We start from the raw sequence: 21,602 nt of genomic DNA, 5'->3' as shown, positions 1-21,602 counted from the left end.
ACGACAAGAAGAATCAGCCGAGGAAACCACAATGGGTCTGTTCAACGCACACGCCGTGGCGCAGCAACGCGCCGACCGCATCACCGCCATCCTCCACAGCCTGGTGGACGGCAACCTCGACGTCGCCATCGGCGAAGCCCCCGCGCCCGGCTATGAGCGCCTCTACGACGGGCTGCGCAGCGTCCAGCGCTGCCTGCGTGAACAACGCACGGAGCTGGCCCAGGCCGAAGCCCTGGAAATCGGCCTGATGGAGATGACCCGCCAGCACGAACTGGGCTGGATCGACGAGGTGATCCCGGTGGACAAGTTCGCCGGTCGCACGGCGCGCATCGCCAAGGGCGTCAACGACCTGGTCGCCGCGCATATCGCGGTGAAGATGAAGGTCGTCGCCACCGTCACTGCCTACGGCAAGGGCGATTACTCGGTGGACATGGACCGCCTGCCCGGCAAGAAGGCCATCATCACCGAAGCCATCGACGGTGTGCGCGACAGCCTCAAGGCCGGCTCCGATGCCGCCGAGTACAACGCGCGAATCAAGAGCGCGCTGGATAACGTCTCGGCCAACGTGATGATCGCCAACAACGACCTCGAGATCATCTACATGAACCGCACGGTGACCGAGATGCTCGGCAACGCCGAGGCCGACATCCGCAAGCAGCTGCCGAACTTCAACGCCAGCCGCCTGATGGGCGCCAACATCGACATGTTCCACAAGAATCCGGCGCACCAGCGCGGCATGCTCGCCCACCTGACCGCGCGACACAAGGCCGAGCTGAACCTGGGCGGCCGCCGTTTCGCCCTCGACGTGGTGCCGGTGTTCAACGATGCCGGCGAGCGCCTGGGTTCGGCCGTGCAGTGGACCGACCGCACCGAGGAGTTCCGCGCCGAGCAGGAGGTCTCGCAACTGGTGGACGCCGCCGTCGCCGGTGACTTCAGCAAGCGCATCGAGGCTGACAACAAGGAAGGCTTCTTCCTCAAGCTCGCCACCGGCCTGAACAGTCTGGTGGACACCGCCGACAAGGGTCTGCGCGACGTCACCCGCATGCTCGGTGCGCTGGCCCAGGGCGACCTGACCCAGCGCATAGACGCCGACTACCAGGGCACCTTCGGCGAGCTCAAGGACTATGCCAACGAGACCGCCCAGAGCCTGTCGCGCATGCTCGGGCAGATCCGCGAAGCGGCCGGCACCATCCACACCGCCGCCAGCGAGATCGCCAGCGGCAACGCCGAGCTCTCCACCCGCACCGAGCAGCAGGCCTCCAGCCTGGAAGAAACCGCGTCGAGCATGGAGGAGCTGACCAGCACCGTGAAGCTCAACGCCGAGAACGCACGCCAGGCCAACTCGCTGGCGGTGAACGCCTCCGAGGTCGCCACCGAAGGCGGCAGCGTGGTGCAGAAGGTGGTGGGCACCATGTCCGCGATCAACGACTCGGCGCGCAAGATCGCTGACATCATCGGGGTGATCGACGGCATCGCCTTCCAGACCAACATCCTCGCGCTCAACGCCGCGGTGGAGGCAGCGCGCGCGGGCGAACAGGGCCGCGGCTTCGCCGTGGTGGCCGGTGAGGTGCGCACCCTGGCTCAGCGCTCCGCCGCCGCCGCCAAGGAGATCAAGACGCTGATCAACGACTCGGTGGACAAGGTCGAGAGCGGCAACACCCTGGTCGCCCAGGCCGGCCAGACCATGAGCGACATCGTGGTGGCGATCAAGCGCGTCACCGACATCATGGCCGAGATCGCCGCCGCTTCTGCCGAGCAGAGCAGCGGCATCGAGGAAGTGAACGGCGCCGTGTCGCAGATGGACGAGATGACCCAGCAGAACGCCGCGCTGGTGGAAGAAGCCGCCGCCTCGGCCGAGGCCCTGCAGGAGCAGGCCGGCATGCTCAACCAGCAGGTCGGGGTGTTCAAGCTCGAATCCATTGCGGCCACCGTGGTGCCGCTGGCCTCGGCCCGCCCGGCCCGCACCGAGCCGGCCGCGCACACCTCGCGCGCCGCCCGCGGAGTGGCCAAGGCGGTGCGCGCCAAGGGTAAAGAGGACGACTGGGAAGAGTTCTGATCGGGCGGGGCTGAAGGATGGCGGCGGCCGGAGCAATGGGAGGGTCGGTTGCCGCGGGCGGGCCAGGGATGGCCGGGTGATATCTGCTGCGCCGAACGACAAATGCCCCTCTCCCTAACCCTCGCCCTGAAGGGAGAGGAGACTGAACGGTACCAAGGGGAACCCCGTGCCACCCGGGCACGCCGAACAGCTCCCTCTCCCTTCAGGGAGAGGGCGGGGGAGAGGGCAACGCCCAACACCGAACCCTCCCGTCCCACCGAAATCCGCTACCACCGAGACCCACCAATGCCCATCCACCTGCCCGCCCCCGAGCACGAATTCCACTACACCCGCCGGGACTTCCAGCAGGTGCGCGAGCGCTTGTACCAGCATGCCGGCATCAGCCTCTCTGAGAACAAGCAGCAGCTGGTCTACAGCCGCCTATCGCGGCGCCTGCGCAGCCTGCGGCTGGGCAGCTTCGCCGAGTATTTCGCCTACCTGGAAAGCCACGAGGAAGAGTGGCAGCAATTCGTCAACGCACTGACCACCAACCTCACCGCCTTCTTCCGCGAGAAGCACCACTTCGACCATCTCGGCCGCTTCGCCGCCGAGCAGGTGCAGGACCATCAGCCGCTGCGCTTCTGGTCCACCGCTTCGAGCACCGGCGAGGAGCCCTACTCCATGGCCATGACCCTGGTGGACGCGCTGGGCAGCTTCGCCCCGCCCGTGGAGCTGATCGCCTCGGACATCGACACCGGCGTGCTCGGCCAGGCGCGCCAGGGCATCTACCCGCTGGAGCGCATCGAGACCCTGAGCCCCGCGCAGAAGAGGCGCTTCTTCCTCCGTGGCACCGGCGGCAATACCGGCAAGGCGCGGGTGGTGCGCGAGCTTCGGCAGATGATCGACTACCGGCAGATCAACCTGCTCGACCGCGACTGGGGCATCCCCGGCGGGCTGGACGCAATCTTCTGCCGCAACGTGATGATCTATTTCGACAAGCCGACCCAGACCCGCCTGCTCGAGCGCATGGTGCGCCTGCTGCGACCCGGCGGGCTGTTCTTCGCCGGGCATTCGGAAAACTTCGTCCACGCCAGCCACCTGGTGCGATCGGTGGGGCGTACCACCTACCAGGCGGTGGAGAGCCACTGATGGGCGCAGCCCTGGACCAACCCAACCGCTACTACGATCCACGCTTCGGCATGGAGGCCGTGAAGCTGCTGCCCGGCGAGTGCTACGTCACCGCCGAGCCGCTGATGCTGGTCACGGTGCTCGGTTCCTGCGTGTCCGTCTGCCTGCGCGACCGCAGCAGCGGGCTGGGCGGCATGAATCACTTCATGCTGCCCGGCGACACGGGGGTACAGGGTCTGCTGTCCAACTCCGGGCGCTACGGCGTGCACGCCATGGACCTGCTGATCAACGGCCTGATGCGTCGCGGCGGCCAGCGCCGGCACTTCGAGGCCAAGGTATTCGGCGGCGGCTCGGTGCTGAAGAACCTCAGCGCCGACGTCGGCCAGCGCAACGTCGAGTTCGTCCTGCACTACCTGGAGAGCGAAGGCATTCCGCTGGCCGCCCAGGACCTGCTCGACGTCTACCCGCGCAAGGTCTATTTCTTCCCCGCCAGCGGCCGCGTGCTGGTGCGCAAACTGCGCACCCTGGCCAACGACACGGTGCTGCAGCGCGAGCGGCAGTACTGCCAGCAACTGTCCCGTCGGGAGCGCGGCGGGAGTATCGACCTGTTCTGAACGGAGGGATGCCCGATGGCCGTCAAGGTCCTGATCGTCGACGACTCGGCGCTGATTCGCAGCCTGCTCAAGGACATCATCCACAACGACCCGGAGCTGCAACTGGTGGGCGCCGCGCCCGACGCCTTCGTCGCCCGCGACCTGATCAAGCAGCACGCGCCGGACGTCATCACGCTGGATGTGGAAATGCCGCGCATGGACGGCCTGACCTTCCTCGACAAGCTGATGAAGGGCCGGCCCACCCCGGTGCTGATGATCTCCTCGCTCACCGAAAAGGGCTCCGAAGCCACCCTGCGCGCGCTGGAGCTGGGCGCCATCGACTTCATCGCCAAACCGCGCCTGGGGATCGCCGAAGGCATGCAGGCCTATGCCGAGGACATCTGCGCCAAGCTCAAGACCGCCGCCCGCGCACGCTTGCCTCGCCCACGCCCCACGGCAGCCGCCGCCAGCGAAACCAGCGGCGGACCGCTGCTGAGCACCGAGAAAATCTTCGCCATCGGCGCCTCCACCGGCGGCACCGAGGCGATCAAGGAAGTGCTGCTGGGCCTGCCTCCGGATTGCCCGGGCACTGTCGTCACCCTGCACATGCCGCCGGGCTTCACCAAGTCCTACGCTGAAAGATTGGACCGTCAGACACGCCTGTCAGTACGCGAAGCCCGCGACGGCGACCGCATCCTCCCTGGTCACGTGCTGCTCGCCCCCGGCGACTACCACATGGAAGTGCAGCGCAGCGGCGCCAACTACGTGGTCCGCCTGCACCGCGAGGCGGCGGTGAACGGCCACCGGCCGGCAGTGGACGTGATGTTCAACTCCCTCGCCCGCTGCGCCGGACGCAATCTCATCGCCGCCTTGCTCACCGGTATGGGCAAGGACGGCGCGCGCGGCCTGCAGGCGATCCGCCAGGCCGGTGGCCACACCGTCGCCCAGGACGAAGCCACCTGCGTGGTCTACGGCATGCCGCGCGAAGCAGTGGAACTGGGCGCGGCGAAGGAAGTCCTGCCGCTGGAGCGCATAGCAGGCTCCCTCCTACAGCAGGCGCGCCAAAGCGGAAGTGGGAACCGCGTCTAGTTCTGCAGGAATCGTCCTCCTGGGCTGAGCACCATTTCCCACAGGGTCTAGACTCCGGCCAATCGAGTGGCGCCAATAATATGGCGATTCGATAGCAATTTGGTTTGATTGTGCCCGTATACAAAATGCACAATTGAGCTTTCGCCAAAAGACCGGCACACGGCGGGCGGCACGGGGAATCGAGATAGCCATGGCGGCAAGATGGGGGTTGCGCGGCAAATCGGTGGTGGCACTGCTCATCGCCTGTCTCCTGGCGCTGGTACCGGCGGTCCTGCTGGGCTGGAAGGCCATGGAAGACATCCGCACGCATTTCGGCCTCGCCTTCGCGAGGAACTTCACGCTGCTCAATCAGCAGAAGATCATCGCACCGGTGATCCGCGAACTGGCGCTGTCGCGGCGCCTGGCCGAGTCCGTGGTGACCCAGGACTGGCTCCTGGCCGAGAACGATCCGGCGCGCCGCTCGCTGTTCTTCCGCGAAGCCGAAGGCTTCCGCGCCGACCAGCACAACTACTCCTACTTCGTGGTGGTCGACTCCTCGCGCCATTACTACTTCAACGACTCCAGCTCGCCGCTCTCCAATTCGCCGCGCTATACCCTGAGCCGGGACGATCCGAAGGACTCCTGGTACTTCGACACCCTCGCGCGCGACGAGCTGTACAACATCAACGTCGACTACAACGAGAAGCTCAAGGTCACCAAGGTCTGGTTCAACATGGTGGTGCGCGCCGGCAACGAGAAGGTCGGGCTGGCCGGCGGTGGCCTCGACCTCACCGAGTTCCTCGACCAGTTCATCTCGCGCCGCGAGGCCGGGGTGACGCCGATGATCGTCGACCCCGAGGGCGCCATCCAGGCGCACCCGGACACCCGCCTGATCGCCTTCAACTCCGGCTCCAGCGGCCAGGCCAAGCACCATGTGTACGACCTGCTGGCCAATGACCAGGAACGTACCGCGCTGCGCCAGACCCTGCGCCAGGCGGAGGTCAACCCCGGCGAAGTGGAAAGCATGTGGGCGACGCTCGATGGCAAGGAGCAGCTGATCGCCACCGCCTACATCCCGCAGCTGCGCTGGCACGTGCTCAGCGCCATCGACCTGCATGCCGCGCAGGTGCTCGACAGCCGCTGGATCTGGCCGCTGGTGGGCACCCTCGCCGGGCTGCTGGCGATCCTGCTGATCGGCTTCGCCTACACCGTCGACCTGCTGGTGCTGCGCCCGCTGCGCGGCCTCAAGCAATCGGCCAAGGCGATTGCCGCCGGGCAATACGACAGCCCGCTGCCGCGCACCCGCCCGGACGAGATCGGCGAACTCTCCAGCGCCTTCGCCAGCATGGCCGACCAGGTCCGCCGGCACACCGAGGAACTGGAAGACAAGGTCCAGCAGCGCACCCAGGCATTGGAAGCGGCCAACCGCGAGATGGCCGCGGCGCAGAAGAAGATCGGCGACTCCATCGACTACGCCAGCCTGATCCAGCGCGCCATCCTTCCCGACCGCCAGTTGCAGGCGTCCCTGGGAGAGCACCATTTCGTCCTGTGGAAACCGCGCGACGTGGTCGGTGGCGACTTCTATATCTACCGCGAAGGCCCGCTGGACAGCCTGATCGGCGTGGTGGACTGCGCCGGCCACGGCGTACCCGGCGCGCTGATGACCATGCTCGCCCTGGCCGCCATCGACCACGCCATCGACAGCGTGAAGAGCCACGACCCGGCCGCCATCCTGCGCGAGACCGACCACGTGATGCGCGGCATGCTCGGCCAGGAAGCGTTTACCCACTCGCTGGCCACCAACATGGACGCGGGCCTGGTGCGCGTCGACCACCAGCGCAAGCGGCTTCACTTCTCAGGGGCGAAGATTTCCCTGTTCGCCTGCGACGGCAGCGACGTGCGTGAATACAAGGGCGCGCGCCGCGCCATCGGCGACAAGCGCCAGGGCGACTATCAGGACGTGGAAATCCCGATGGAAGCCGGCTGGACCTATTACCTGTGCACCGACGGCTTCCTCGACCAGGCCGGCGGCGAGCACGGCTTCGGCTTCGGCAACAGCCGCTTCGCCGACCTGCTGCGCAACCACGCGCGCCGACCGCTGGCCGAGCAGGCCGACGTGTTCGCCGCTACCCTCGCCCACTACCAGGGTGAGCAGCCGCAGCGCGACGACATCACCATTCTCTCTTTCCGCTTCGACTAGGGGTTAATCCATGGAATCGCTAGATCTGTTGGCCATGCGCGAGAGCTTTACCCGGCAACGCATATTGCTCTGCTTCAACGGGCCCATCTCGCGCAGCCTGATCGAGGAGATCGGCCACGCGCTGCGCAACTACATGCAGGCCGAGCAGGCGCATCCCAGCGAAGCAATGGACGTGTTCGCGGTCTACATCGAGATGACCCAGAACATCCGCCACTACGCCACCCAGCGCGGCTACAACGAGCAGGAAGCTTCGGCCACCGTGGCGATCGCCCGCAACGACGAAGGCCACTACGTGGTCTCCGCCGGCAACCTGGTGGAACTGGCCGACGGCCAGGGGCTGGTGCGCAGTATCGAAGCCATCGCCGGGTTCGACAAGGCCCAGCTCAAGGCGGCCTACAAGGAACAGCTGCGTCGCCCGCGCGACGCCGAAGCCTCCACCGGCGCGGGTCTTGGCCTGCTGGATATTGCCCGCAAGTCCAGCGCGCCGCTCAAGACCTCCCTCACCGAACAACCCGACGGCCGCGCCTTCTTCAGCCTGCGCGCCGTGATCTGAACCGCGAAATTCAGGAAGACCCGACATGAGCGATCTCAACGTCACCGGAACCCAATCCACCCCACAGATCCACGGCGACTGGCAGGCCGGCATCCTCGCAATGCAAGGCGACTCCTACCCGGAGAACTCCTATGAGCTGTTCGGCCAGGTCATCGAGTGGGTCGAACGCTTCCTCACCCAGGAACAGCGGCCGCTGGAACTCGACCTGCGCCTTCTGTACCTCAACACCAGCTCGATCAAGGCCATGATGGACATCTTCGACCTGCTCGAAGAAGCCCACTGCCAGGGCCGCAGCACCCGCGTCGCATGGCACTATGACCGACGCAACGAGCGCGTCGCCGAACTGGCCGAGGAATTCCGCGAGGACTGTACCTTCCCGTTCGTCATCCAAGCCTACGACGAGTAAGTGCCATGACTAGCGAGCGCGAGCTGGACCTGCTGATCGAAGAGCTGCTGGCCGACCCCCAGTACCAAGGGCACCCCCTGCGCGAGGCCCTGTACCAGAAGCACCAGCAATCCCTCGACCAGCTCGCGCGCCTGGAACGCATCGCAAGGATTTCCGACGGCTTCCAGTCCATGGCCCGGCAGCAGAACAGCACGCTGTCCGAGCGCTACCACAAGCAGCTGCGTCAGCTGGAAAAGGTCGCGCGCATCTCCGACCGCTACCAGGACATGATGCGCGACCTGAACATCGCGCTGAAGGAAGCCTCGACCCACGACACCCTCACCGGCATCGCCAACCGCCGCCTGCTGATGGAGCGTCTGCGCGAAGAAAGCGAGCGCGCCCAGCGCCACGGCGATCCGTACGTACTGGCCATGCTCGACGTCGACCGTTTCAAGCAGGTCAACGACACCTGGGGCCACGAAGTCGGCGACCGCGTGCTGGTGGAAATCGGCCGCGCCATGGAAGCCGCCCTGCGCCAGTACGACCTCTGCGGCCGCTGGGGCGGCGAGGAATTCCTGCTGATCCTGCCCGACACCCGCCTGGCCGATTCCGCCGTCATCATCGAGCGCGTGCGCAACGACATTCGCTGCCTGGCCGTGCGTGTAGGTACTGACGCCCTGTCCGTTACCGCCAGCTTCGGCGTCGCCGAACACCAGCCGGGCGAGAGCTACTCCCAGACCCTGAGCCGCGCCGACGCCGCCCTGCTGGACGCCAAGCGCAGCGGGCGCGACAAATGCGAGTTCTCATCCGCGTAACGGCGGCACCCGGAAAAAAGCCCGGCCAAGGCCGGGCTCTTTTGCAGCGCGAGATCAGTTCTGCAGCGACACCTGGCCGGCACCCAGCTTCAGGCTACCCAGGCGTTGCAGCAGGGTGTTGATGTTGGCGCGGGCCGAGCCTTCGTTGGCCAGGCGCAGACGGGTCACGCCGTAGAACGCATCACCCACGCCAGCGGTGAAGGGCTCCTTGACGGTTTCCTGCCAGACCACGCGGCCACCGGCGTTTTCCACCAGGCTGTACTCGACGGTCGAGGTCACGGTGAAGTTGAAGCCGAACACCGGCTGGTCGAGGCTGACCAGCTTGGTGCGCAGCGAATACGCCGCCTTGTCGCCCTGGCCGAGCAGCCCGGCCTTGCCCAGGGATTGCTCCAGTGCAGCGCGGAAGTCGGCGCCGTCGATCTGCGAGGTCCACATCGGGTTGGTCTTCTTGCCGCCCTCGACGTCGGCGACCTGGAGATTGTCGCGCAGCGCGGCATCGTAGCCCTGGGTATGCGCCTGCTGGTCATTGACCTGCATGTTCTCGACCTTCGCCGAAGAGGCGCAGCCGGTCAGCAGGATCGCGAAAAGGGAAACGCAGAGAAAGCGAAGCATGGTCATTCCTTCGATGGCAGATGGGACGCCCAGGCAGTTCGCGATCGAATGATGGCGCCACGTTCCTCCCTGAACGGGGGCGGAGGATATGCCCATGCCGATGATGGCGCAATGACTCCATTGGTGCATCCGGGTTGTCGCGCCCGGCCTCGCGCACTAAGGTCGTCTGAACCCCAGCAAAGGATCCAGCATGGCCAACAAGTCCCCCGCCACTCGCCAGCAGACCCACCTCGCCGTGCTGATCGACGCCGACAACGCCCCCGCCGCCATCGTCGAAGGGTTGTTCGAGGAGATCGCCAAGTACGGCGTCGCCAGCGTCAAGCGCATCTATGGCGACTGGACCAAGCCCAATCTGGGCAAGTGGAAGCAGGTGCTGCTCGATCACTCCATACAACCCATGCAGCAGTTCGCCTACACCAGCGGCAAGAACGCCACTGACAGCGCGTTGATCATCGACGCCATGGACCTGCTCTACACCCGACGCTTCGACGGTTTCTGCCTGGTCTCCAGCGACAGCGACTTCACCCGCCTCGCCGCGCGCCTGCGCGAAGAGGGCCTGTCCGTCTATGGCTTCGGCGAAGAGAAGACGCCCAAGCCCTTCGTCTCCGCCTGCGACAAGTTCATCTACACCGAGATCCTGCGCGCTGCGCCCGAGGCACCTGCCGAGCCGATCACCATGGCCGACAAGAGTGCCGCCCCAAGCGCCAACGACACGCCGAAACCCGCCGCCAAGCCCAAGTCACAGAAGGTCCCGCTGGACTTCATCGCCAAGGTGCTCGACGACCTCGACGGCGACGACGACGACTGGGTGCAGCTGGGTGCCCTCGGGCAGAACATCAGCAAGCTGCAACCCGCGTTCGATCCGCGCCTGTATGGTTTCAAGAAGCTCAGCGACCTGATCAAGGGCCACCCCAAGCGCTTCGAACTGCAGGCGCGGGGCGGCAGCGGCAATGGTGGCAAGGACCTGTATGTGCGCAATGTGGGGCCCGTGCGCTGACATTGCATCAGCGCAATGAAACGGCTGATTGCCGGGCGTTAGACTGGCAGCGAACCCGCAACGGAACCGACCCATGCGCCCCTGGCTGACAGCACTCCTCCTCACCCTGGCCGCCGGAACCGCCCATGCCGGCACGCTGCGCTGCGGCACCAGCCTGATCAACGAAGGCGACCCGATGGACGAAGTGCTCGCCAAATGCGGGCAACCGGACAAGCGTGTGGTCACGCCTCCCACCAAACCGCGTCGCGGGCCCGACGGAAAGTTCATCCCCGGACAGCCACAGCTGGAAACCTGGATGTATGGCCCCAGCAACGGCGCCTATCGCTACCTGTTCTTCCGCGACACGCAGCTCCAGCTGATCAACACCACGCGCAAGGAACTGCTCTGAACTTCCCGCGCTGTTCGTCCCAGCACGCCCGCCGCTACCAAAGGCGCCTACCCATCGCGCGGGCATCTCCCTAGACTGGTGGCCTTCGCCAATCCGGAGGGCACCATGCAAACCCCATTCGAATTCACCCTGGGCATCGACCCGCAGGCGCGCGACATCGTGGTCAAGGGCCTGCTCGCCTACAACCTCGGGCAAATGGGCCGCAGCAACACCTATGACGACTTCGAACTCTACGCGCGTAACGCAGAGGGTGAAGTGGTCGGCGGCATGTTCGGCCAGTCCGGCATGGGCTGGCTCTACATCGACTACCTCTGGCTGCAGGACGACCAGCGCGGCAGCGGCCTGGGCAGCCAGCTCATCGCCCTGGCCGAAGACGAAGCCCGCCGCCGCGGCTGCGTCGGGCTGTTCCTCTACACCTACAGCTTCCAGGCCCCCGGCTTCTACGAGAAGCAGGGCTTCGAACGCATGGGCGTGCTGGAAGACTGCCCGCCGGGGCATCAGCGGATCTACCTGAAGAAACACCTCGGCTGATTCCCGCTCGCAACTCCTTGTAGGAGCGAGCTTGCTCGCGAACCCGCCCAACGCAAATCTCGCCGGATCAACCAGAGTCCGTGCCGACAAGATCAAAAGCCCTCACCCTAACCCTCTCCCGCATACGGGAGAGGGGACCGTTCGGAGCAGGATGAAACCTCATCGTCAGCCGGCACAGACGGCTCCCTCTCCTTGGGGAGAGGGCTGGGGTGAGGGGGCGGCAATGGCACGGTCCCACCGGTAGAAGAGCCTTAGCGGCGGATAACCCGTTCCGGGTTATTCGCCCTACGTCCCAGCTCCGGCTCCGGCTCCGGCTCCGGCTCTTAAAGACTTCCAGAAAAACATCCGCGCACGCCGAACGGCCCCGTTCAGGAGGCCTCGTTGAAGCGGAGTTTCAGGGGTTGAGCGACATGACGTCGCGAGAGCTGCGATGGGCCAGGGACGGCCCTTCGCAGCGTGCCCCTGAAACTTCGATTCAACGAGGGCATTTTTCGCCCCAAGCGAAAAACCGGATGTCCGGGGCAAGACCTTTTGGTTCCTTTTGGGGCGTTTGCCAAAAGGAACTCGCCCGAGGGGGCGAAACAAGAAGTCAGCGCGCACGCCGAAGCAGCGCAGAACACCACACCGGGAAGCATCGCGGACGGAGTCCGCTCCTACGTAAACCGAATCGCTGGAGCCAATCTAGTACCCAACTACGTACCACCTTTCTGATCCGCAAATAACGGCCGCGCATAAAAAAGGCCGGTCATCAGACCGGCCTTTTTCTCACCGCTTATTCACCATCAACCATTGCTGGGGAAGGCAAACTGCGCCGCTTCGTGCGACTTGCGCTGCGGCCAGCGCTGGGTGATGGCCTTGCGCTTGGTGTAGAAGCGCACGCCGTCCGGGCCGTAGGCGTGCAGGTCGCCGAACAACGAACGCTTCCAGCCGCCGAAGCTGTGGTAGGCCACCGGTACCGGCAGCGGCACGTTGACACCGACCATGCCGACCTCGATCTCGTCGCAGAACAGACGCGCCGCTTCACCGTCGCGGGTGAAGATGCAGGTGCCGTTGCCGTATTCGTGGTCGTTGATCAGCTGCATGGCTTCTTCCAGGCTGTTCACCCGCACGATGCACAGCACCGGGCCGAAGATTTCTTCCTGGTAGATGGTCATGTCCGGGGTGACCTTGTCGAACAGGGTGCCGCCGACGAAGAAGCCATTCTCGTGACCGGCCACCTTGTAGTTGCGGCCGTCGACCAGCAGCTGGGCGCCCTGCTCGACGCCGGCATCGATGTAGCCGGTGACTTTCTGCTGGGCCGCGCCGGTGACCAGCGGGCCCATGTCCAGACCGCAGGAGGTGCCGGCGCCGATCTTCAGGGCCTTGATCTGCGGAACGATCTTCTCGACCAGCGCGTCGCCGATCTGGTCGCCCACGCAGACGGCCACGGAGATGGCCATGCAGCGCTCGCCGCAGGAGCCGTAGGCCGCACCCATCAGGGCGCTGACGGCGTTGTCCAGGTCGCAGTCGGGCATCAGCACGGCGTGGTTCTTGGCGCCGCCCAGGGCCTGCACGCGCTTGCCGCGCTTGGTGCCTTCGGAATAGATGTACTCGGCGATCGGGGTCGAACCGACGAAGCTCAGGGCTTTGACTTCCGGGGCCTCGATCAGCGCGTCCACGGCGGCCTTGTCGCCGTGCACCACGTTCAGCACGCCCTTGGGCAGGCCGGCTTCTTCGAAGAGTTCGGCGATCAGCAGGGTGGAGCTCGGGTCACGCTCGGACGGCTTCAGCACGAAGGTGTTGCCGCAGGCGATGGCCAGCGGGTACATCCACAGCGGCACCATGGCCGGGAAGTTGAACGGGGTGATGCCGGCGACCACGCCGATCGGCTGGAAGTCGCTCCAGGCATCGATGTTCGGGCCGACGTTGCGGCTGTATTCGCCCTTGAGGATTTCCGGGGCGGCGCTGGCGTACTCGACGTTCTCGATGCCGCGCTTGAGTTCACCGGCGGCGTCTTCCAGGGTCTTGCCGTGTTCTTCGCTGATCAGCTGGCTGATGCGCTGCTCGTTGGCTTCGAGCAGTTGCTTGAAGCGGAACAGCACCTGGGCGCGCTTGGCCGGCGGGGTGTTGCGCCAGGCCGGGAAGGCGGCCTTGGCGGCGTCGATGGCCTGCTGCACGGTTTCGCGGCTGGCCAGCGGAACCTTGCGGATGGCCTCGCCGGTGGACGGGTTGAAGACGTCGGCGGTGCGGCCGGTGTCGGCGATCATCTCGCCGCCGATCAGGTGCTTGACGGTGGTCATGGGTTGTCTCTTCTCGCTTGAGTGGTTCGGGTGAGGGCTTCGAGAGCCCTCTCCCTAGCCCTCTCCCTGAAGGGAGAGGGGATTGTTCGGTGTGAGGCGTGGGCGGCGGGGCCCGCCGGCAGCCACTCTAAGGTGACTCGTCCCGGCGCGCCTTCTCGCGTGCCCGCGCGCTCAGTGGCTGTGCGGTTGACCGTCCTTGAGCTCGATCTCGATGAACGCCACTTCGTGATCGCAGGGGTTGATCACGTTGTGCTCGGTACCGATCTGGCGGGTGTAGCTCGCGCCCAGGACCAGCGGCGCACGGCGCTCGCCCTCGGGGGTTTCCAGCAGCAGCTCGCCGTTGGTCACCGGGACCACGACGTATTCCATGCCGTGGCGATGCCAGCCGGTCTCGGCACCGGGGGCGAAGCGCCACTCGGTGACCAGGACCTTGTCGTTGTCGATCTGCACCGTCGGGACGGCCTTCGGACGTACGCTCACTTACGCCACCCCGTTGAGGGCGTCGCCCACGGCGCTGAACAGGCGGTCCAGGTCCTCGGGCTTGGCGTTGAAGGTCGGGCCGAACTGCAGGGTGTCGCCGCCGAAGCGTACGTAGAAGCCTTCTTTCCACAGCTTCATGCTGGCTTCGAACGGACGCACGATGGCGTCGCCGTCGCGGGCGCCGATCTGGATCGCGCCGGCCAGGCCGCAGTTGCGGATGTCGATGACGTTCTTCGCGCCTTTCAGGCCGTGCAGGGCCTTCTCGAAGTACGGCGCCAGTTCCAGCGACTGCTGGATCAGGTTCTCTTTTTCCAGCAGGTCCAGCGCGGCGATACCGGCGGCGCAGGCGACCGGGTGCGCGGAGTAGGTGTAGCCATGGCCGAACTCGACAGCGTATTCCGGCAGGTTCTGGCCCATGAAGGTGTCGTAGATTTCGCTGCTGGCGATCACCGCGCCCATGGGGATGGCGCCATTGGTGACTTGCTTGGCGACGTTCATGATGTCCGGCTTCACGCCGAAGAACTCGGCGCCGGTGGCCTTGCCCATGCGGCCGAAGGCGGTGATCACTTCGTCGAAGATCAGCAGGATGTTGTGCTGGTCGCAGATTTCGCGCAGGCGCTGCAGGTAGCCCTTCGGCGGAACCAGCACGCCAGCGGAACCGGACATCGGCTCGACGATGACGGCGGCGATGTTGGAGGCGTCATGCAGTTCGATCAACTTCAACAGTTCGTTGGCAAGCTCAACACCGCCGGTCTCGGCCATGCCCTTGGTGAACGCCAGGCCCGGCTGCAGGGTGTGCGGCAGGTGGTCGACGTCCATCAGTTGGCCGAACATCTTGCGGTTGCCACCGATGCCGCCCAGGGCGGTGCCGGCGACGTTCACACCGTGGTAGCCACGGGCGCGGCCGATCAGCTTGGTCTTCTGCGCCTGGCCTTTCAGGCGCCAGTAGGCACGGGCCATCTTGATCGAGGTGTCGGCACACTCGGAGCCCGAACCAGTGAAGAACACGTGGTCGAGGCCGGCCGGGGTCAGCTGGGTGATCTTCTCGGCCAGCTTGAAGGACAGCGGATGGCCGTACTGGAAGGCCGGGGAGTAGTCGAGGGTGGTCAGCTGCCTGGCGACCGCGTCGGCGATTTCCTTGCGCGAGTGGCCGGCGCCGCAGGTCCACAGGCCCGAGAGGCTGTCGTAGATCTTGCGGCCCTTGTCGTCCGTCAGCCAGCTGCCTTCGGCGGCGACGATGATGCGCGGGTCCTTGTGGAAGTTGCGGTTGGCGCTGAACGGCATCCAGTGGGCCTTCAGGTTCAGTTCGCTGGCCACCGACGGGGTGACGTTCACGTGCTGGTTCATGGAGCTTGTCCTCGACGACAGTCTTGTTGGGCGCGCAGGCCGCATCGTTCTAAGGGGCGATGGGAGCTGCTCTTGTGGACTAAGAGTGGGCCTGACTAAACGTGAGTTAAAGCTTATTCTTCTTACGTTCAGTTTCGGATTGGTAAAACTAAAATGGCGAAACCCCGCGCACCTTCCCTGGGCCAGGTCAGCGACTTCGAGATCCGCCTGCTGCGCATTTTCAAAACCATAGTCGAGTGCGGCAGCTTCTCGGCCGCCGAGAGCACGCTGGGCATCAGCCGCTCGGCGATCAGCCTGCACATGGGCGACCTGGAAAAGCGCCTGGGGATGCGCCTGTGCCAGCGCGGCAGGGCGGGCTTTGCGCTGACCGACGAGGGCCGCGAGGTATACCGCGCGACCCAGTCGCTGCTGGCGGCGCTGGAGGGTTTCCGCGCCGAGGTCAACGAGCTGCACCAGCACCTGCGCGGCGAGCTGAACATCGGCATCATCAACAACCTGGTGACCCTGCCGCAGATGCGCATCACCCACGCCCTGCGCGCGCTGAAGGCCAGCGGGCCGGGCGTGCGGATCAACATCGGCATGACCACGCCCAACGAGATCGAGCTGGGAGTTCTCGACGGACGGTTGCATGTCGGGGTGGTGCCGCTCATCAGCCCGCTGTCGGGACTGGAGTATTCCGCCCTTTATGAAGAACGCTCGCTGCTGTTCTGCAGCCAGGAGCACCCGCTGTTCGAGCGCGACGACGCGAGCATCACGGTGGAAGAAATCCACGCCTGCGACGCGGTGGCGCCGAGCTACCGCATCCCCGCCGAGGCGCAGGAGCGGCACCAGGAGCTGTCGGGCAGCGCCACCGCCTCCGACCGCGAGGGCATGGCCTTCCTGATTCTCACCGGCAGCTATATCGGCTACCTGCCCGACCACTACGCCGCCGACTGGGTCGCCCAGGGCCGCCTGCGCGCACTGCGGCCGGAGCGCTTCCACTACGACATCCCGCTTACCGTAGTGACCCGCAAGGGTCGCCGGCCGAACCTGGTGCTGGAGCGGTTCATCGAGGCGGTGGCGGAAAGCCGCTGATCGGGCGTTTTTTGTCGATCCCGTCCGATTGACAGCCCCACCACTGCTTCCCTAGCATCTTCTTTACGACTCAACCCCGTACGCAGTGATTCAGTTCGCTGGCCGTTGGGGTGAAGAAACCGGCCAACTGGCCGGTTTCTTCGCTTCTAGGGATTGGAAAGTCGTGCGCACCGCCTTCTTCGTCGACGGATATAACCTCTTCTACGGCCTGCTGGCCGGAACGCCGTTCAAATGGCTGGACCTTCCATCGTTACTTCAGCACGTCCTGCACGTGCAACAGCCAGAGTCTCAGATAGCATCCATCAGTTACTACACCGCTGGCGTGAAGCCAGACCTCGCCTCGCGCGGGGTGCTCTCCAAACAAGCCCAGGACACCTACATAAGAGCGCTCAAGGCGCAGGGCGTAGAGGTCCATTTCGGGCGGCATCGCCTGGAGCCCGGCCGGGCTCCCCGCTTCGTCGACAAGCGAACGCCTGCTTCCAGATCTGATCAGGTCGATATCTGGCAGTTGGAGGAAAAGGAAACCGATGTACATCTCGCCATCAGCATGTATCGGCTCGCCAACAAGCAGGGCAATGCCCCCGTGGAAGATCGGATCGATCAGATAGTGCTGGTTTCGGCAGATACGGACATGGCGCCAGCGCTGAGAGCACTGCGCGAGGACTTCCCGAGATTGCAGATCGGCGTGATATTGCCCCACCGCGAGGGCATCAGGCGCGAACCTCCGGGCTCCTTGCTGGAATGCGCCCACTGGACCCGCCGTCTGATTACCTTCGAAGAGCTGAGCGCCCACCAATTCCCGTCACGGGTTCCAACCCGCAAGAAGCCTGCCTGTAAGCCGGAGTATTGGTAGAGCACAGTCGGAAGGCGATTTTTTACCTATTCAATTTATCGCCCCAGCCACCAAAAATCCTATACCCCCACCGCTGCAGCCCGCGGGCCGCGGGGTTTGCGTGGGTGCAGCTTTTCCCTAGCCTGCGACTACAAAAAACATAATTTCGCTATTCCCAGCCTCTGAACAGAATGCGGCCAACAGCTCACCGCAGCCGCAACAAGAACAAACGTGATCAGAGTCTGAGGAAGCAAGCCATGACCGACCTGAATCCAGGCGCCTTCGGCAAGAAGTCGCTTGATAACCTGGAAATCGACACGCTGGTCGTTGGCGCCGGACAAGCCGGCGTCGCCATGAGCGAGCACCTGACCCAGCAGGGCGTGCCGCACATCGTGCTGGAAAAGAGCCGCATCGCCGAAGCCTGGCGCACCGGGCGTTGGGACTCGCTGGTCGCCAACGGCCCGGCCTGGCATGACCGCTTCCCGAACATGGAATTCCCGGTCGGCCCGGACGACTTCCCGCACAAGGAGCAGGTCGCCGACTACTTCGTCGCCTACGCCAAGCAGTTCAACGCGCCGATCCGCACCGGTGTAGAAGTGAAGAAGGTCACCCGCAACGAAGGCCGCCCCGGCTTCAGCGTGGAAACTTCCGAGGGCACCCTCCAGGCCCTGCGCATCGTTTCCGCCACCGGCCCGTTCCAGCGCCCGGTGATCCCGGCCATCGCACCGAAGAACGAGGGTCTCTACCAGATCCACTCGGCCAAGTACTTCAACCCGCAGCAGCTGCCCGAGGGCGCCGTGCTGGTGATCGGTGCCGGCTCCTCCGGCGTGCAGATCGCCGACGAGCTGAACCGAGCCGGCAAGAAGACCTACCTCTCCGTGGGCGCCCATGACCGTCCGCCGCGCTCCTACCGCAACCGCGACTTTGTCTGGTGGCTGGGCGTGCTCGGCCTGTGGGACGCCGAGGAAGTGCAGCCGGGCCGCGAGCACGTGACCATCGCCGTGAGCGGTGCCCGTGGCGGCGAGACCATCGACTTCCGCCGTCTGGCCAACGAGGGCATCACCCTGACCGGCCTGACCCAGTCCTTCGAAGGCGGCAAGGTGACCTTCCAGGACGACCTGGTGGCCAACCTGAAAGCCGGCGACGACAACTACCTCGGCCTGCTGGACGCCGCAGACGCCTACATCGAGCGCAACGGCCTCGACCTGCCGCTGGAGCCGGAAGCGCGCAAGGTCTACCCGGACGCCGAGTGCATCCGCAACCCGATCCTGCAGCTGGACCTGGCCGAGGCCGGCATCACCTCGATCATCTGGGCCACCGGCTACGCCGTGGACTTCAACTGGCTGCAGGTGGACGCCTTCGACGACAAGGGCAAGCCCAAGCACCAGCGCGGCGTGTCCCGCGAGCCAGGCGTGTACTTCGTCGGCCTGCCGTGGCTGTCGCGCCGTGGTTCCTCGTTCATCTGGGGCGTGTGGCACGACGCCAAGCACGTGGCCGGCCACATCGCCACCCAACGCCGTTATGTCGAATACCGGGACGCTTCGCAGCGCGAGGCCTCCGTACAAAAAGCCGCTTCCTGGGAGTAAGAGATGCCTACCCACACTCGCATCCGCATGTTCAACACCAAGGACACCTACCCGAACCAGACCCTGGACAACGACCTCTGCCAGGCCGTGCGCGCCGGCAACACCGTGTACGTACGCGGCCAGGTCGGCACCGACTTCGAAGGCAACCTGGTGGGCCTCGGTGACCCGCGTGCCCAGGCCGAACAGGCGATGAAAAACGTCAAGCAACTGCTGGAAGAAGCCGGCAGCGACCTGTCGCACATCGTCAAGACCACCACCTACCTGATCGACCCGCGCTACCGCGAGCCGGTGTACCAGGAAGTGGGCAAGTGGCTGAAGGGCGTGTTCCCGATCTCCACCGGCCTGGTGGTCTCGGCCCTCGGCCAGCCGCAGTGGTTGATGGAAATCGACGTCATCGCGGTCATTCCGGACTGAAAGCTACTGCGCTAGACCAGGCTGCGTTGGGGCCGGTCGAGAAAATGCTCATTTGCTACAGCAAACTCCGCTTTTCTCGCCCCACCCCGCCTTGCCTGGCCGTCGCTCGTGACGCTTTCAAGCGTGCAGGCGATGCGGATTTTCCGCATCGCCCTTTGTCGTTTTAGCTAGTAGAACAAGCAAGGAGCCACCATGACCTTTTCCATCGTCGGCCGCTGCGCCGAAACCGGACAACTGGGTATCGCCATCAGCTCCTCGAGCATCGCCGTGGGCGCCCGCTGCCCCTGGGTACGCGCCGGCGTCGGCGCGGTGGCCACGCAGAACATCACCCTGCCGGCCCTCGGCCCGCAGATCCTCGACCGGCTCGAAGCCGGCCTGGAGCCAGGCGCGGCGCTGGACCAGGCGCTCTCCAGCAACGGCTACAGCCAGTACCGCCAGGTGACGGTGATCGACCAGCACGGCAAGGTCGCGCTGTTCACCGGCAGCGAGGCGCTGGGCGTGCACAACGCCGTGGCCGGGGAGAACTGCGTGGCGGCAGGCAATCTGCTGTCTTCCACTGCGGTGATCGAGGCCATGACCCAGGCCTTCGAAAGCGCCAACGGCTGCCTGGCCGAGCGCCTGCTGGCGGCGATGCAGGCGGCGATGGCCGCCGGTGGCGAAGCCGGCCCGGTGCATTCGGCCGCGCTGAAGGTGGTCGGCGACCTGGTCTGGCCGATCGTCGACCTGCGCGTGGACTGGGCGGACGAAGCGCCCATCGATGAGCTGGAGAAACTCTGGGTGGCCTACAAGCCGCAGCTGGAGGACTACCTCGTGCGCGCCCTCGACCCGACCAAGGCGCCGAGCTACGGTGTGCCGGGGGACGAGTGACGCAATGCCTGACCTGCGAGAGCCCCTCTCCCTAACCCTCTCCCTGAAGGGAGAGGGAACCATCCGTCGCAGGATGAACCCATGCTGTCAGCCGGCACGGCCAGCCCCCTCTCCCTTCGGAGCGGGGCGCGCAGCCAGGGCTGGGGAGAGGGTATTCACCCAAACACCGAAACCGCGCATTGACAAAGAAAGCCCCAATGCAGGACCCGACCATGCCTTCCAGCCGTGACATCCTCGCCGACCTGATCGCCTTCGACACCGTCAGCCGCCACTCCAACCTGGCGCTGATCCACTACATCCGCGACTACCTCGCAGGCTTTGGCATTGCCTGCGAGCTGTTCCACGATGCCGAAGGCGGCAAGGCCAACCTCTACGCCACGCTGGGCCCGCAGGACCGCGGCGGCGTGTGCCTGTCCGGCCACACCGACGTGGTGCCGACCGATGGCCAGCCGTGGACGGTCCCGCCGTTCGAACTGACCGAGCGCGACGGCCGCCTCTACGGGCGCGGCACCGCGGACATGAAGGGCTACATCGCCTGTGTGCTGGCGGCGGTACCCGTGTTCCTCGCTCAGCCGCTGCGCCTGCCGGTGCACCTGGCCTTCTCCTACGACGAGGAAGTCGGCTGCCTGGGCGTGCGCTCGCTGCTCGCCGCGCTGGAGCACCGAGAGCACAAGCCGATGCTCTGCATCATCGGCGAGCCCACCGAACTCAAGCCGGTGCTCGGCCACAAGGGCAAGCTCGCCATGCGTTGCCAGGTGCACGGCGCGCCGTGCCACTCGGCCTATGCGCCGCAGGGCGTGAACGCCATCGAATACGCGGCGAAGCTGATCGGCCGCCTCGGCGAGATCGGCACCCGCCTCGCCGCGCCCGAGCGCCATGACCCGCGCTTCGACCCGCCCTATTCCACCGTGCAAACCGGCGTGATCAGCGGCGGTCGCGCGCTGAACATCGTGCCCGCCGAGTGCCAGTTCGATTTCGAGGTGCGCGCGCTGCCCAGCGACGATCCGCAACAGGTCGCCGATGACCTGCGCGCCTTCGCCGAGGCCGAGCTGCTGCCGAAGATGCGCGCGGTGAAGGCCGAGACGGATATCCGCTTCAGCGAGATTTCCGCCTATCCAGCGCTGGTGACCGACCAGCAGGCCCAGGCCGCCGAGCTGATCGCTCTACTCAGCGGCTCGCGGGATTTCACCACCGTGGCCTACGGCACCGAGGGCGGGCTGTTCCACCAGGCCGGCATCCCCACCGTGGTCTGCGGCCCGGGCAGCATGGACCAGGGCCACAAGCCGGACGAGTTCGTCAGCCTGGAGCAGTTGGCCAAGTGCGATGAAATGATGGGCCGGCTGGCGGAGTGGTTGCGCGGCTGAGTCAGCCTATCCGCTACGCCCCGGCTCTGCGTAGGAGCAACTGTCTTCTTCTGC

The 21,602-nt window shown here is 65.5% G+C and carries 21 protein-coding genes; 17 read left to right on the top strand and 4 right to left on the bottom strand.

Features of this window, described 5'->3' with window-relative positions; genetic code table 11:
• Nucleotides 1-31: 31 nt before the first annotated feature.
• From C167_RS0108415 to siaD, 8 genes are all read left to right on the top strand, one after another.
• On the top strand, nt 32-2,056 hold the full coding sequence (locus C167_RS0108415; protein ID WP_017517826.1) for a methyl-accepting chemotaxis protein: 2,025 nt from the start codon (nt 32-34) through the stop codon (nt 2,054-2,056).
• Nucleotides 2,057-2,341: 285 nt separating this feature from the next.
• Complete coding sequence (locus tag C167_RS0108410) at nt 2,342-3,184, top strand: CheR family methyltransferase (protein ID WP_017517825.1); 843 nt, start codon at nt 2,342-2,344, stop codon at nt 3,182-3,184.
• Entirely contained in the window at nt 3,184-3,777 is a 594-nt protein-coding gene (gene cheD / locus C167_RS0108405) for a chemoreceptor glutamine deamidase CheD (RefSeq protein ID WP_017517824.1), read from the top strand. Before C167_RS0108410 ends, cheD begins: the two co-directional genes overlap by 1 nt.
• A gap of 15 nt (nt 3,778-3,792) precedes the next feature.
• Nucleotides 3,793-4,845 carry a protein-glutamate methylesterase/protein-glutamine glutaminase gene (locus C167_RS0108400; RefSeq protein WP_017517823.1) on the top strand — a complete coding sequence of 351 codons (1,053 nt, stop codon included), beginning with the start codon at nt 3,793-3,795 and terminating at the stop codon, nt 4,843-4,845.
• A 190-nt stretch (nt 4,846-5,035) separates the two neighbouring features.
• Complete coding sequence (gene siaA / locus C167_RS0108395) at nt 5,036-7,024, top strand: biofilm regulation protein phosphatase SiaA (RefSeq protein WP_026078896.1); 1,989 nt, start codon at nt 5,036-5,038, stop codon at nt 7,022-7,024.
• A 10-nt stretch (nt 7,025-7,034) separates the two neighbouring features.
• Nucleotides 7,035-7,577 (top strand): biofilm regulation protein kinase SiaB, encoded by a 543-nt coding sequence (gene siaB, locus C167_RS0108390; RefSeq protein WP_026078895.1) that lies wholly within the window; start codon nt 7,035-7,037, stop codon nt 7,575-7,577.
• A gap of 25 nt (nt 7,578-7,602) precedes the next feature.
• On the top strand, nt 7,603-7,983 hold the full coding sequence (gene siaC / locus C167_RS0108385) for a biofilm regulation phosphoprotein SiaC (protein ID WP_017517820.1): 381 nt from the start codon (nt 7,603-7,605) through the stop codon (nt 7,981-7,983).
• A gap of 5 nt (nt 7,984-7,988) precedes the next feature.
• A complete protein-coding gene (gene siaD / locus C167_RS0108380) occupies nt 7,989-8,777 on the top strand; it encodes a biofilm regulation diguanylate cyclase SiaD (RefSeq protein WP_017517819.1) in 789 nt (262 codons plus the stop codon).
• A 54-nt stretch (nt 8,778-8,831) separates the two neighbouring features.
• Here siaD and C167_RS0108375 read toward each other — a convergent pair whose 3' ends face one another.
• Nucleotides 8,832-9,389, bottom strand: a complete 558-nt coding sequence (locus C167_RS0108375) for a hypothetical protein (RefSeq protein ID WP_017517818.1) — start codon at nt 9,387-9,389, stop codon at nt 8,832-8,834.
• A 190-nt stretch (nt 9,390-9,579) separates the two neighbouring features.
• Between C167_RS0108375 and C167_RS0108370 the strand changes: the two genes are divergently transcribed.
• From C167_RS0108370 to C167_RS0108360, 3 genes are all read left to right on the top strand, one after another.
• Nucleotides 9,580-10,386: an NYN domain-containing protein gene (locus C167_RS0108370; RefSeq protein WP_017517817.1), complete on the top strand. Its 807-nt coding sequence runs from the start codon at nt 9,580-9,582 to the stop codon at nt 10,384-10,386.
• Between the two features lie 73 nt (nt 10,387-10,459).
• Nucleotides 10,460-10,774: a DUF2845 domain-containing protein gene (locus tag C167_RS0108365; protein WP_017517816.1), complete on the top strand. Its 315-nt coding sequence runs from the start codon at nt 10,460-10,462 to the stop codon at nt 10,772-10,774.
• Between the two features lie 105 nt (nt 10,775-10,879).
• Nucleotides 10,880-11,305 (top strand): GNAT family N-acetyltransferase, encoded by a 426-nt coding sequence (locus C167_RS0108360; RefSeq protein ID WP_017517815.1) that lies wholly within the window; start codon nt 10,880-10,882, stop codon nt 11,303-11,305.
• Between the two features lie 782 nt (nt 11,306-12,087).
• Here C167_RS0108360 and C167_RS0108355 read toward each other — a convergent pair.
• From C167_RS0108355 to C167_RS0108345, 3 genes are all read right to left on the bottom strand, one after another.
• A complete protein-coding gene (locus C167_RS0108355) occupies nt 12,088-13,584 on the bottom strand; it encodes a CoA-acylating methylmalonate-semialdehyde dehydrogenase (protein WP_017517814.1) in 1,497 nt (498 codons plus the stop codon).
• A 171-nt stretch (nt 13,585-13,755) separates the two neighbouring features.
• Nucleotides 13,756-14,064: a cupin domain-containing protein gene (locus C167_RS0108350; protein WP_017517813.1), complete on the bottom strand. Its 309-nt coding sequence runs from the start codon at nt 14,062-14,064 to the stop codon at nt 13,756-13,758.
• Entirely contained in the window at nt 14,065-15,411 is a 1,347-nt protein-coding gene (locus C167_RS0108345; protein ID WP_017517812.1) for an aspartate aminotransferase family protein, read from the bottom strand.
• Nucleotides 15,412-15,564: 153 nt separating this feature from the next.
• Here C167_RS0108345 and C167_RS0108340 point away from each other — a divergent pair, with 153 nt between their 5' ends.
• The 6 genes from C167_RS0108340 to argE all read left to right on the top strand — a co-directional run bounded on the left by C167_RS0108340 (nt 15,565) and on the right by argE (nt 21,548).
• Nucleotides 15,565-16,485 (top strand): LysR family transcriptional regulator, encoded by a 921-nt coding sequence (locus C167_RS0108340; RefSeq protein ID WP_017517811.1) that lies wholly within the window; start codon nt 15,565-15,567, stop codon nt 16,483-16,485.
• A gap of 163 nt (nt 16,486-16,648) precedes the next feature.
• Entirely contained in the window at nt 16,649-17,338 is a 690-nt protein-coding gene (locus tag C167_RS0108335) for an NYN domain-containing protein (RefSeq protein ID WP_017517810.1), read from the top strand.
• Nucleotides 17,339-17,574: 236 nt separating this feature from the next.
• Nucleotides 17,575-18,903, top strand: coding sequence for a flavin-containing monooxygenase (locus C167_RS0108330; protein WP_017517809.1), 1,329 nt, complete (start codon nt 17,575-17,577; stop codon nt 18,901-18,903).
• 3 nt (nt 18,904-18,906) lie between these two features.
• On the top strand, nt 18,907-19,317 hold the full coding sequence (locus tag C167_RS0108325; protein WP_015474916.1) for a RidA family protein: 411 nt from the start codon (nt 18,907-18,909) through the stop codon (nt 19,315-19,317).
• 192 nt (nt 19,318-19,509) lie between these two features.
• Nucleotides 19,510-20,184: a DUF1028 domain-containing protein gene (locus C167_RS0108320; RefSeq protein WP_017517807.1), complete on the top strand. Its 675-nt coding sequence runs from the start codon at nt 19,510-19,512 to the stop codon at nt 20,182-20,184.
• Between the two features lie 212 nt (nt 20,185-20,396).
• Nucleotides 20,397-21,548, top strand: a complete 1,152-nt coding sequence (gene argE / locus C167_RS0108315) for an acetylornithine deacetylase (protein WP_026078893.1) — start codon at nt 20,397-20,399, stop codon at nt 21,546-21,548.
• Nucleotides 21,549-21,602 lie beyond the last annotated feature (54 nt).

It is taken from the genome of Pseudomonas nitroreducens TX1, assembly GCF_000313755.1.
Lineage (GTDB): Bacteria > Pseudomonadota > Gammaproteobacteria > Pseudomonadales > Pseudomonadaceae > Pseudomonas > Pseudomonas nitroreducens_A.
The sequence above is the reverse complement of the archived record's forward strand: the minus strand, read 5'-3'. Positions and strand labels throughout refer to the sequence as shown.